7 protein-coding genes are annotated in these 12681 nt (G+C 72.8%); 6 read left to right on the top strand and 1 reads right to left on the bottom strand.

Annotation, left to right across the window (positions count from 1 at the left end; translation table 11 throughout):
* Positions 1–105: 105 nt before the first annotated feature.
* Positions 106–1836 (bottom strand): protein kinase, encoded by a 1731-nt coding sequence (locus ACIQZO_RS11020; protein ID WP_403623437.1) that lies wholly within the window; start codon positions 1834–1836, stop codon positions 106–108.
* Positions 1837–2270: 434 nt separating this feature from the next.
* Between ACIQZO_RS11020 and ACIQZO_RS11015 the strand changes: the two genes are divergently transcribed.
* From ACIQZO_RS11015 to ACIQZO_RS10990, 6 genes are all read left to right on the top strand, one after another.
* On the top strand, positions 2271–5150 hold the full coding sequence (locus ACIQZO_RS11015) for an FHA domain-containing protein (RefSeq protein WP_403623434.1): 2880 nt from the start codon (positions 2271–2273) through the stop codon (positions 5148–5150).
* A 97-nt stretch (positions 5151–5247) separates the two neighbouring features.
* A complete protein-coding gene (locus tag ACIQZO_RS11010; protein WP_403623431.1) occupies positions 5248–6609 on the top strand; it encodes an ABC transporter substrate-binding protein in 1362 nt (453 codons plus the stop codon).
* A 133-nt stretch (positions 6610–6742) separates the two neighbouring features.
* Positions 6743–8065 (top strand): carbohydrate ABC transporter permease, encoded by a 1323-nt coding sequence (locus ACIQZO_RS11005; RefSeq protein WP_403624236.1) that lies wholly within the window; start codon positions 6743–6745, stop codon positions 8063–8065.
* Positions 8062–8946 carry a carbohydrate ABC transporter permease gene (locus tag ACIQZO_RS11000; RefSeq protein WP_403623428.1) on the top strand — a complete coding sequence of 295 codons (885 nt, stop codon included), beginning with the start codon at positions 8062–8064 and terminating at the stop codon, positions 8944–8946. Before ACIQZO_RS11005 ends, ACIQZO_RS11000 begins: the two co-directional genes overlap by 4 nt.
* Positions 8947–9073: 127 nt before the next feature.
* On the top strand, positions 9074–11350 hold the full coding sequence (locus ACIQZO_RS10995; protein WP_403623425.1) for a CDP-glycerol glycerophosphotransferase family protein: 2277 nt from the start codon (positions 9074–9076) through the stop codon (positions 11348–11350).
* 117 nt (positions 11351–11467) lie between these two features.
* Positions 11468–12235 (top strand): iron-containing redox enzyme family protein, encoded by a 768-nt coding sequence (locus tag ACIQZO_RS10990; protein ID WP_403623423.1) that lies wholly within the window; start codon positions 11468–11470, stop codon positions 12233–12235.
* The last annotated feature ends 446 nt before the right edge of the window (positions 12236–12681 follow it).

Below are 12681 nucleotides of genomic sequence, written 5' to 3'. Positions count from 1 at the left end.
TGGAGGCCAGCAGGGGGCCGGATTCGCGGCGACCTTCACTTCTGCACAAGAAATCACGTCCCAGAAGTCGACAAATCCACGAAGTCGGCGCTCCGAGAGCCCCCGTCAGGGATTCGTCGAGCCCGAGGAGCCCGCGGAGTCCCCGATCGTGCTGACCCAGTCGACGACTCCGGAGCCCCAGGTCCACACCTGGTCCCACCAGCCCTTGCCGGTGCCGACCCACTCCTGGAGCGGGGTCAGCTCCCAGACCAGCCAGCCGGCGACGAAGAACACCAGGATCAGCACCAGGCAGCCCTTGAGGCAGCCGAGGCCGGGGATCCGCACCGGGTTGGCGCTGCGGCGGGGCTCGCGCGGCTCCCGGGGGGCCGGCCGCTGCTGCGGCGGGGCCTGCGGAGGCTGCTGCTGAGGCTGGCGGTACTGGGGCTGCTGCGGCTGAGGCTGCTGCTGGTACGGCTGGGGCTGGTGCTGCTGCGGCTGGTAGTGCTGCGGCGGCGGAGGCGCGTACTGCTGCTGGGGCGGCTGCTGCGGCTGGCGGTACTGCTGCTGCTGAGGCTGCTGCTGGTACTGCTGCTGCTGGGGCGGCGGGCCCTGACGGTACGGCTGCTGCGGCTGCTGCTGGGGCCGGTGCTGCGGCGGCGGAGGCGCCTGTCGCTGCGGGCGGCGGCGCAGGGGGTCCTCGTTCGGGTCGAGGTACTGGATCTGCGTCTGCTCGTTGCGGTCGCGGGCGGCCTGCATCTGCGACTGCCACGGATGCGGCTGGTCGGGCCGCTGCACCGGGGGCATCACCGAGGTGGCGTCGGCCGCACCGACCGGCGGCAGGACGCTGGTCATGCCGTTCGGGTCGTAGGCGCCGGCCTGCGCGCCCGTCCCGGGGAGCATCTGGGTGGGGTCGGCGGCGCCGGGGGTCTCGGGGACCGGGGCCGGCGAGGGGTCGGGCGCGAGCAGCGCGCCCACACCGAGCGCGGCCTCCACCTCGGCGGCCGAGGAGTGCACGCCGATGCCGGCGGCCACCACGCGCAGCCCGCGGGCCAGGCTCTGGGCACTCGGGCGCTCGTTCGGCTCCTTGCGCAGGCAGCGCTCGATCACCGTCCACAGCGGCTCGGGCACGGTCGAGGGCCGCTGCGGGTCCTCGCTGAGGTGGCGGTGGAGCACTTCGAGCGCGCTACCGCCGGCGAACGGTGGGCGCCCGGTGAGCAGCTCGTAGAGGAGGATACCGGCGCCGTAGATGTCGACGGCGGAGGTCTGCGGGCGGCCCTCCGCGGACTCGGGGGCGACGTAGGCGGGGGTGCCGACGAACTCGTGGGTGCGCGTCAGGCCCGGGGAGTCCGCGAGGCGGGCGATGCCGAAGTCGGTGAGCATCGGCTTCATCTGTCCGCCGCGCTCGTCGAGCAGCACGTTGGCCGGCTTCAGGTCGCGGTGGACCACTCCGTCGGCGTGGCTGGCGGCGAGGGCGTCCGCGATCTGCGCGGTCAGCAGGCTCGCGGCGACGGGCGTGAAGGGGCCGTTCTCGCGGAGGTAGCGGTGCAGGTCCGGGCCGTCGATCAGGTCCATGACCAGGGCCAGCAGATCACCCTCGACGACGAGGTCGCGGGTGCGCACGATGTTGGGGTGGGTCAGGCGCAGCAGGACCGAGCGCTCCCGCAGGAAGCGCATGACGATGTCGGGGTCCTGGGCCAGCTCCTCCTTGAGGACCTTGATGGCCACGGTCTCGCCGGGCTGGCCCGCGACGGCCGCCTCCGCGCCGGCGGCCTCCCTCTGGCGTGCACGCCAGACAGTGCCCGTGGCGCCGCGCCCGAGCGGCTCCTCGAGCAGGTATTTGCTGCCGACTGGCCGCACGTCTCGCGCTCCCCTGCTGTCGTCTGCTGTGGTCGATCTGCTGATTGGTTTTCCGGCCCACTCTAGGGGGTGTCCCAAAGACGCGGGGCCGCGGAGGTTGGTTGCCGCACATATGTACGGAGGGTGACGTTTGTGGGGTATGCCGGAGGCGATTTTCCCGTCTTTCGCCACCTCGCCGTCCGGATCCGGCCAGGGTCCGGCCCGGGTCGGATCACATCAAGATCATTTGTTGCCGGGTGCCGGGCGTGTTGTCCGTGACAGGTGCGAGGATGCACATGTACGGAACGGCACGGGACGGGAGCCCCGCCTTCCGGGCAGACCTGACCGGACGACGCGTCCGTGCCGGGTGGGGGGCGACCGGACGGTCATGTCACGGGAGATTCCCCTGCCGGGCGCACACACCGCGCACCGCGCAGAAGGGACCGCTGACGGCGATGCAGATCCGGCTGACCGTCCTTGGGTCGCGCAGCGGCCACCAGACCGCGACCGCCCCCGCGAGCTGTGACGTACTTGTCACCGCGCCCGTCGGCACCGCGCTGGCCGCGGTCGCCTCCGGGCTCGCGGCGACCGTCGGCGGACCCGACACCGGGGGCACGGTCGTGCTGTACGCCGGCTCCGAGCGCCTCGACCTCCAGCGGCGGGTGCTCGGCGAACCGCCCCTCGTGGACGGCGCGGTCGTGGCGCTGCACGGACCGGTGCCGGACGTCCTGCCCGAGGAGGGCCTCGGCGCACCCCAGCTGCACGTCGTCGCCGGACCCGACGCGGGCGGGGTGCACCTGCTGCACAGCGGACAGATCCGGGTCGGCCGCTCCGCCGACGCCGACGTCCCGCTGGACGACCCCGACGTCTCCCGGCTGCACTGCGCGGTGACGGTGATCCGCGACGGGCGGGTCGCGGTCGCCGACCTGAACTCCACGAACGGCACCACCCTGGACGGCGCCCCGGTGGGGCCGCAGCCCGTCGCGCTGCCCCCGGGGGCGCTGCTGAGGGTCGGCGAGTCCACCCTGCGGCTGGCGCCCTCGGGCGCTCCCGCGCTGCCGGTGACCCCGGACCTCCAGGGCCACCTCTCGGTCTCCGCCCGGCCCGAGGGCCCCGGCCCGCTCCCCGGCCCGCCGCCCGGGGCGGATCCCGCCGCCCTTGCCGCCCCGGTCGCCACCGCGCCGGACGCCCCCGAACTCCCCGAGGCCTCCGACGTCCTCGGCCCGGCCGCCGGGCCGGGACGGCGCAAGGCGATCGGGGCCTGGGCCCGCAAGTGGGTGCGGGGCGAGGAGCCCGCCGAGGCCCCGCAGGAACCGGTGCCCGCCGCACCCGACCCCGACGACCCCGCCGCGCTGCTGCTGGCCGCCATGGGCCCCACCGAGCGCCTGTGGTCCCGTACGACCGGGCAGCTCGCCGTGCTGGACATGGGGCTCGGCGCCGGGAGCCGGGTGTCCCTGCCCGCCGTCGGCGCCCTCGGACTCGCGGGCCCGCGAGCCCGGCTGGCCGGCGTCGCCCGCTGGCTGGTCGCCCAGATGGCCGGCCTGCACGCGCCGGGGCAGCTGGAGATCGTGCTCGTCTCCACCGACCGGGCGCGCGGCCTCGCCGACCGGCGGCGCGACTGGGGCTGGCTCGGCTGGCTCCCCCACGTACGGCCCGCGCACGGCCAGGACTGCCGGCTCCTCCTGGCGTACGACCGCGACCAGGCCGTCGCCCGTACGGGTGAGCTGACGCGACGCCTCGACGAGGGTCCGCTCGGCGTGCACTGGGCCGCCGCCGACGCCGGGCAGATCCGCCGGGCCGCCGCCGTCTACGAGGGCCCCTACACGCTCGTCGTGATCGACGGCGATCCCGGTGCCGGCCCGCTGCGCGATGTCACCGGCCGACTCGCCTCGCACGGCCCGGCCGCCGGGATCCACGTACTCGTGCTCGCCGAGGCCCCGGCCGCCACCCCCGCCTCGCCGGTCGCCGAAACGTACGAGGCCGCCTGCGCGGGCGCCCCCGCCTTCCGGCACTGCGGCGCGGTCGCGCTGCTCAGCGGCGATGTGGCCACGGCCGTACGGACCTTCGAGATCAGCGGCGGCAGGCCGGTCCCCGTCGGGGGCACCGCCACCGCCGACGCCGTCTCCGCCGCCTGGGCCGAGCGCTTCGCGCGCGCCCTGGCCCCGCTGCGCACCGCCGAGGGCGGCTCCGCCGCGGCCTACCGGCCGGCCGCCGCCACCCTGCCCGCCACCGCGCGGCTGCTGGACGAGCTGGGGCTGGCCCGGGCCACCCCGGCCTCCCTGATGGCCCGCTGGGCCGCCGCCACCGACCAGGGGCAGGGCATGGGCGGCCTCGCCGAGATCGTGCTGGGCAGCGGACGGCGCGGGCCCGTCGGCACCGAGCTGGTCCACGACGGCCCGCACCTGCTCATCGAGGGGCCCGCCGGGAGCGGGCGGACCGAGCTGCTGCGCTCGGTGGCCGCCTCCCTGTCCGCGGCCGCCCGGCCCGACCGGCTCGGGCTGCTCCTCCTCGACGGGGCCGGCGGCGAGCGCGGCGACGGGCTCCTGCCCTGCACCGAACTGCCGCACGTCTGCGCGCACCTGGTCGCCTCCGATCCTCTGCGCATGCGGGAGTTCGCGCAGGCGCTGGGCGCGGAGCTCAAGCGCCGCTCCGAACTGCTGGCGGAGCTGTCCTTCGCCGAGTGGCACGCGCAGCGCGAAGTGGCCGACCGGATGGTCTCGCCCCGCCGCCCCAGCCCGGGCGAGCAACGCGGCGACCTCGACCCGCAGCGCACCGGCACGCTCCGGCTGCGCGCCGCGACGGCCCGGACCGATCCGGCGGGGCCCAGCCCGCTGCCCCGCCTGGTGGTACTCGTGGACGACCTCGACGCGCTGGTCGCGCCGGGACTGGGCAGTACGGGCCGCCCCGCCGCCGGCTCGGTGGTCCGGGCGCTGGAGGCGGTGGCCCGCGAGGGCGCCCGGCTCGGCGTGCACCTGGTGGCCACCAGCGCCCGCCCGGACCGTACGGCGGAGACCGGGCTGGCCCGGCTGACGTCCCTGCGCGTGGAGCTCGACGCCCCCGACCAGCCGGGCCCGGGCCGCGGCCTGCTCCGGTTCGGGGACGGGCGGACCGTCCCGTTCCAGGCGGGCCGGGTCACCGGCCGGATCCCCCGGACGGCGACCCTGAGGCCGACTGTGGTCCCGGTGGAGTGGGAGCGGATGGGTGATCCTCCGGCCCGCCGCCCGGTTCGTGAGCTGGGCAACGGGCCGACCGACCTCGCACTGCTGGCCAGCGCCCTGGACCGGGCCTCGCACCTGGTCTCGGCGATACCGGTGCTGTTCCCGCCGGCGCCCTGACGCCTGCGGGCGCCCCCGCGACGCGGTATTGCGGGGTCGCACGGCTCGGCGTAGACCTTGTGGTCCGGGACACACCACGGGCATCGGGGGCAGAACCATGCGCAGGCAGGGAACGAGCCGTACGACACTCACCTGGACGGCGCTCGCCGCGGCGGGCGCGCTCGCGCTCACCGCGTGCGGGGACGGCGGGAAGAAGGAACCGCAGGGCCCCGAGGGCAGCTCGGCCGCGGCGCCCCGGGTGGAGTTACCGAAACTGCCCGGCGAGAAGCTGGAGGTCGCCGCGGTCTGGACGGGCCCGGAGCAGGAGAACTTCACCAAGGTCCTGAAGGAGTTCGAGAAGCGGACGGGGGCCTCCGTCACCTTCGTGCCGGCCCAGGACCCGATCGTCACCTTCCTCGGTACGAAGATCGCGGGCGGGGCGCCGCCGGACGTCGCACTGCTCCCGCAGGTCGGTGCGCTGGTCTCGGCGGTGCAGAACAAGTGGGCGCAGCCGGTGGGCCCGGAGGCCGCGGCCCAGCTCGACGCGAACTACTCGCCGGGCTGGAAGAAGCTCGGCGCGGTCGACGGCACTCAGTACGGCGTCTACTACAAGGCCGCCAACAAGTCGCTGATCTGGTACAACGCGAAGGCCTTCGAGGCGGCGGGGGTGCAGCCCCCGAAGACCTGGAAGGAACTGATCACCGCGGCCGACACCCTGTCCGCCTCCGGTACTGCGGCCGTCTCGGTGGCGGGTGCGGACGGCTGGACCCTCACCGACTGGTTCGAGAACATCTACCTCTCGCAGGCGGGGCCGGAGAAGTACGACCAGCTGGCCAAGCACCGGCTCAAGTGGACGGACGACAGCGTCAAGCAGGCGCTGACCACGCTCGGCGAGCTGTTCGGCCGCAAGGACTTCCTGGCGGGCGGACCGAGCGGGGCGCTGTCCACCGAGTTCCCGAAGTCGGTGACGCAGACCTTCACCGGCGGCGACCGGCCCGCGGCGGCGATGGTCTTCGAGGGCGACTTCGTGGCGGTGAACATCGCGCAGACCGAGGCGAAGGTGGGCGAGGACGCCCTCGTGTTCCCCTTCCCTGCGGTCGGCGAGAAGGCGCCGGTGGTCTCGGGCGGCGATGTGGCGGTCGCGCTGAAGCCGTCGAAGGGGGCGCAGGCGCTGTTGACCTTCCTGGCCTCGGCGGACGCGGCGGAGATCCAGGCCCGGGAGGGCGGTTTCGTCTCCCCGAACAAGGCGGTGGACCCGGGCGTCTACCCGAACACCATCCAGCGGGACATCGCCAAGGCGCTGATCGCCGCGGGCGACGACTTCCGCTTCGACATGTCGGACCAGGCCCCGGCGGCCTTCGGCGGGACCCCGGGCGCGGGTGAGTGGAAGGCGCTCCAGGACTTCCTGGCGAACCCGTCGGACGTGGCGGGCACCCAGGCGAAACTGGAGGCGGACGCGGCCAAGGCCTACGGGAACTGATCCCGTGTCGGCCTCTGCCGCACAGGGCTCCTCCGGGAAGGCCGTCCCCGCGAACGGCGTCCCGGCGAAGGGCGACCCGACGAAGGGCGACCCGACGAAGGGCGGTTCCTCGAACGGTGTCTCCTCGAAGGGGGTGTCCTCGAAGGGCGCCCCCGGCAAGGGCGTCTCCGCCGAGGCGCGCCGCCGCCGGCTGATCGCGGCCGCGTTCCTCCTCCCGGCCCTCGTACTGCTCGGCGCGCTCGTCGTGCATCCGATCGGCTACTCCCTCTACCGCAGCTTCTTCGACCGCTCCGGCGACACCTTCGTCGGGGGCGACAACTACCGGGAGATCCTCCGCGACGACACGATCCGCACCGCGCTGAAGAACACCGCGCTCTGGGTGGTGCTCGCCCCGGTCACGGCCACCGCCCTCGGCCTGATCTTCGCGGTGCTCACCGAACGGGTGCGCTGGGGAACGGCGTTCAAGCTGCTGGTGTTCATGCCGATGGCGATCTCGATGCTGGCTTCGGGCATCATCTTCCGGCTGGTCTACGACCACGACCCCGACCGCGGGATCGCCAACGCGGTCTGGGTCGGGGTCCACGACACCTTCGCGCAGTCCTCGGCCTTCCCCAAGGCCCGCCCGGGCCGGGACTCGCCGCTCACGGACGCCGGCGGCGGCGCCTTCACGACCCGCGACCCGGTCCGCGCGGGCACCCCGGTGCTGCTCCCGCTGGTCGGCGTGGCCCCTGAGGCCCTGCCGGAGGGCACCCGTACCGCGGGCAGCTCCGCGGCCGAGCCGGGGAAGGTGACCGGCACCGTCTGGCAGGACTTCACCCGGGGCGGGGGTGGCGCGACCAACGCGGTCGACCCGACCGAGCAGGGCTTCGCCGGGATGCGGATCGAAGCGGTCAAGGACGGCAAGGTGGTCGATACGGCGACGGCCCGCGCCGACGGCACCTTCACCCTGTCCGCGAGGGCCGACGGAGCCCTGCTGCGGCTGCCCGCGGCCAACTTCCGCGAGGCGTACGGCGGGGTGCAGTGGCTCGGCCCGTCGCTCGTCACCCCGGCGGTCATCGGGGCGTACGTTTGGATGTGGGCCGGTTTCGCGATGGTGCTGATCGGGGCCGGACTGGCCGCCGTACCGCGTGAGCTGCTGGAGGCGGCGCGCGTGGACGGGGCGAACGAGTGGCAGGTGTTCCGCCGGATCACCGTCCCGCTGCTGGCGCCCGTCCTCGCGGTCGTGCTCGTCACCCTCGTCATCAACGTCATGAAGATCTTCGACCTGGTCTTCGTGATCGCACCGGGCGCGGTCCAGGACGACGCGAACGTGCTGGCGCTCCAGCTGTACCGGACCTCCTTCGGCACGGACGCCGATCCGGGGCTGGGCAGCGCCATCGCCGTACTGCTGCTGGTGCTGGTGATCCCGGTGATGCTCGTGAATATCCGCCGGCTGCGCAAGGAGGGGGCCCGATGAGCGGTACCGACGTGACGCCGGACCCCACGAGGGCCACGTTCGCCGAGCGTGCCACGGGCCGGCTGGCCGCAGGCGCGCTGCGCGTGTTCCTGGTCGTCGCGGCGCTGTTCTGGCTGCTGCCCACGCTCGGGCTGCTGCTCTCCTCCTTCCTCTCCCCCACCGACCTCAACAACGGCGGCTGGTGGCAGGTGCTGACCGCGCCCTCGCGGCTGACGGCCGACAACTACGAGCGTCTTCTCGCGGGCGGCACGATCACCGGCTCCCTCCTGAACACCTTCGCGATCGCCTTCCCGGCGACCCTGCTGGTCCTGGCCCTCGGGGCGTTCGCCGGATACGCCTTCGCCTGGCTGGAGTTCCCCGGCCGGGACTGGCTCTTCCTCCTCGTCGTGGGGCTGCTCGTGGTCCCCGTACAGGTGGCCCTGATCCCGGTCTCCGAACTCTTCGGCGCCATCGGGCTGTTCGAGACCACGGCCGGAGTGGTCCTCTTCCACACCGCCTTCGGACTGCCCTTCGCCGTGTTCCTGCTGCGCAACTTCTTCGCGGAGATCCCGCGCGAACTGCTGGAGGCCGCCCGCCTCGACGGAGCGGGTGAACTGCGGCTGTTCACACGGGTGGTGCTACCGCTCGGCGGTCCGGCGATCGCCTCGCTCGGCATCTTCCAGTTCCTGTGGGTGTGGAACGACATGCTGGTGGCGCTGGTCTTCGCGGACTCCGCCAGCCCGCCGGTCACGGTCGCGCTCCAGCAGCAGGTACGGCAGTTCGGGAACAACATCGACGTGCTCGCACCCGGCGCGTTCCTGTCGATGGTGATCCCGCTCGTCGTCTTCTTCGCCTTCCAGCGGCAATTCGTCTCGGGGGTGATGGCCGGGGCGATCAAGTAACCGGCCTCCGCAGGGCCGGTGACATGCCCTGCTGACACTGCGTAACCCGAATGCCGCACACCGCGTAACCCGATCGCCACGCCGGGGGTTCCTGGGCCATATGCCCGCGCCGACCCCTGGATGTGCCGTGCCCCGGTTCAGCGTCATCGTGCCCGCGTACAAGGTCCAGGCCTACCTCCAGGAGAGTCTGGACTCCGTCCTGACGCAGTCGTACCCGGATCTGGAGCTGATCGCGGTCGACGACGCCTCCCCGGACGCGTGCGGTTCGATCATCGACGAGTACGCGGCCCGCGACCCCCGGGTGACGGTCGTCCACCTGGCGCACAACCTGGGCCTGGGACCGGCCCGCAACGCGGGCCTGGCGCGGGCGAGCGGCGACTACCTGATCTTCCTCGACGGCGACGACACCCTCGCCCCCGGCGCCCTGCAGGCCATCACCGACCGGCTGAAGGCCACCGGCTCCCCCGACGTCCTGGTCTACGACTACGCGCGCACCTTCTGGTCGGGCGAGCTCGTACGCAACCGCCTCTCCCACCGGCTGTCCGAGGAGGGCCCGGCCAGCTTCCGCCTCGCCGACCGCCCGGCCCTCCTCGGCGTGCTGATGGCCGTGTGGAACAAGGCCTACCGCCGCGAGTACGTGGAACGCGAGGGCCTCGCCTTCCCGCCCGGCTTCTACGAGGACACCCCCTGGACCTACCCGGCGCTGCTGGCCGCGGAGTCCGTCGCCGTCCTGGACCGGGTCTGCGTCCACTACCGGCAGCGGCGCACCGGCTCGATCCTGACCACCACCAGCCGCCGCCACCTCGACATCTTCGACCAGTACGACCGGGTCTTCGGCTACCTCGCCGGCCGCCCCGAGCTGGAGCGCTGGCGCCCCACCCTGCACCGCCGGATGGCCGAGCACTTCTGCACCCTGTACGCCAACCCGCGCCGCCTCCCGCGCGCCGCCCGGGCCGAGTTCTTCGCCCGGGCCTGCGCCCTGCTGCGCCGCTACCGCGTCCCCGGCAGCAGCAGCACCCTGCCGCTGTCCCTGTCTCGGACCGACCGGGTCCGGCACACCCTGATGCGGCTGGGCACCCGGCGCACGTACCGGCTGCTGTCGGCGCTGCGCTCGGCCGGACTGGCGCTGGGCCGCGCAGCCTCGGCCCTGGGGCGGGGCCTGCGGGAGTCCCGGCTGCGGCTGCACTACCGGATCCAGCGGCTGCTGCCGCTGCGCCCCGAGCTCGCGGTCTTCTCCGCGTACTGGCACGGCGGCTACTCCTGCAACCCGGCGGCGATCGAGGCCAAGCTGCGGGAGCTGGCGCCGCAGATGCGCACGGCGTGGATCTGCGACCCGGCGCACGCCTCGACCCTGCCCCGCGAAACGGTGGCGCTGCGCCCGGGCTCGGCGGCGTACTGGACCGCCCTGGCCCGGGCCGGCCACCTGGTCACGAACGTCAACTTCGACCGCGCCCTGGTCAAGCGCCGGGGCCAGATCCTCGTCCAGACGCAGCACGGGACCCCGCTCAAGCGCGTCGGCCTCGACCTCCAGGACCGCCCGGCGGCCACCCCGACGCCGGACTTCGCGGGGTTGCTGCGCGGCGCCGACCAGTGGGACTACCTGCTGTCCTCGAACCGGCACTCCACCCTGGTCTGGGAGAAGGCCGTGCCCTCCTCCTACACGACGCTGGAGTACGGCTACCCGCGCAACGACGTCTTCCACCGGGCGGGCCCGGCCGAGGTGCTGGAACTGCGCGAACGGCTGGGCATCCCGGCGGGCTCGACGGTCGTCCTGTACGCGCCCACACACCGCGACTACCGGCGCAGCCGGCCGGAGCACCTGGACTTCGAGCGCGTCCTGCGGGACCTGGGCCCGCGCTTCACGATCCTCGCCCGCACCCACCTCACGTACGCGGACCTCCCGCCGTCACCGGACACGCACCCGCGCCTGATCGACGTCTCCTCGTACCCCTCGGTGGAGGAGCTGGCCCTGGCCTCGGACGCACTGGTGACGGACTACTCGTCCCTGATGTTCGACTACGCGGCGCTGGACCGGCCGATCGTGATCCACGCGGACGACTGGGAGGCGTACGAGGCGGCCCGGGGCACGTACTTCGACCTGCGGTCGTGCCCACCCGGGGCGATCGCCCGGACCCAGGACGAGCTGGTGGACATCTTCACCACCGGCCACTGGCAGGGCTCGCGCTCCGCACAGCTGCGGGCGGCCTTCCGGGCGCGCTTCTGCCAGTTCGACGACGGCCACGCGGCGGAACGGGTCGTACGCCGGGTCTTCCTGGGCCAGACGACCCCGATCCCGGCGGTCATGCCCCTCCCGGAACGCCGTCCCACCCCGCCGGCCCCGTCCCCGACCTCCACCCCGGAACCCGCACTCGCCCCGCTGACCACACCGAGCCTCTGGCAGTAGCCGGTCCGTCCTTAGTTTTCCGATAAATCCGCCCCCAAATCTGCTTCTCCTGGGCCACTATGAGAGCGCCTTGCTTGTGTTGACCGTCGGGCGTCCCAACACGGAAGAGGTAACACGATGGCGTTGACCGGACCGTGGAACGCGGAGTTAGCCAGCCAACTCGTGGAATCGAACTTCGTTCAATGGCAGTACGGTGCGCGTTTCCTGCCCACCGGGTCGTTTCCCCTGCACCCGGTGGTCGAGGAAGCGAGCCGGCTGGTCCCCGAGAGCGGGGTAGAGCGGCATCCGTTCTTCGCCCTGGCCGGGAGGTCGCGGCCCACCCTGGAGTTCTGGGTGACGCAGGAGCTGTTCGTGACCGGGGTGTTCGCGCAGTTGCTCGGCCTGACGGCGAGCGCGCTCGTCAACGTTCACCAACGGGCCCGTTTCAGCCTGGTGTTGCAGGGGGAGCACGGAGGGGTGAAGGACGGCGTCGCACGGGCGTCGCACCCGTGGCTGCTGCACAGGCTGGCGGACAGCATGGGCATAGCCCCCGACTCCGTCACGCCGGCCGAACCGACCTACGACTTCCTACGCGACCTGGCCTCCTCCATGAGCTCACCGATCGGCGCGCTGGGCGCGCTCGGAGTGGGGAACGAGCAGATGCTGGTCCCCGAATACGGGGCCGTCAAAAGCGCTTTCGAAAGCGCTGCACCGGAAGTCGAACACGGCGACTTCCTGAACGCCAACATCTATGAGGATACGGAGCACTCCGCCCTCATCGCGCATATAGCATCCGAGCTGATCGCGCACGATCCGTCACTGGCCGAGAACTACTTGAAGGCCGCCCGCAGCTCTGTCACCGCGCGGATGCGGTATTACGACAGGTTGGCCGATCTCTTCACATGACCATCAGTCACAATCCGACGTTTGGGGTATCGCGTGGCCGATCTGGCCTCGTTGTTTCACGGCGACGTCCGGTTGGTCTTGCGTCCGTGATGTCGCGTTGATTCCTGTCCGGGGACGGTTCCGGTCAGGGGTGCGCGTCGGCTGACGTGCCGGATGACGTCGGGTTCCACGGTCCCGGAGCTTGCGGGTGAGCCTCCTCTCGATGCTCGATGAGGTCGTTCGTGCTGGTCAGGTGGGGTGGGGCAGGGCGAGGATCCGTTCGAAGGCGCGGATGATCGCCGTGGCCCAGCCTCGGTGTTTCACCGTGGATTCCATGAACTGTGACGTTCTGTCACCGCATGCAAAAGGTGCCCCGTGGCCTGCGATGATCCGGCTTGTTGAGGACTGGATCATGAGCGGGCGGGGGCACCTTTCACGTGCAGGGTAGCGAGTGGGCACGCGGTCTG

It is taken from the genome of Streptomyces sp. NPDC097617 (genome assembly GCF_044761485.1).
Lineage (GTDB): Bacteria > Actinomycetota > Actinomycetes > Streptomycetales > Streptomycetaceae > Streptomyces.
Note: the sequence above shows the minus strand (reverse complement) of the source record. Positions and strands in the feature narration are given on the sequence as shown.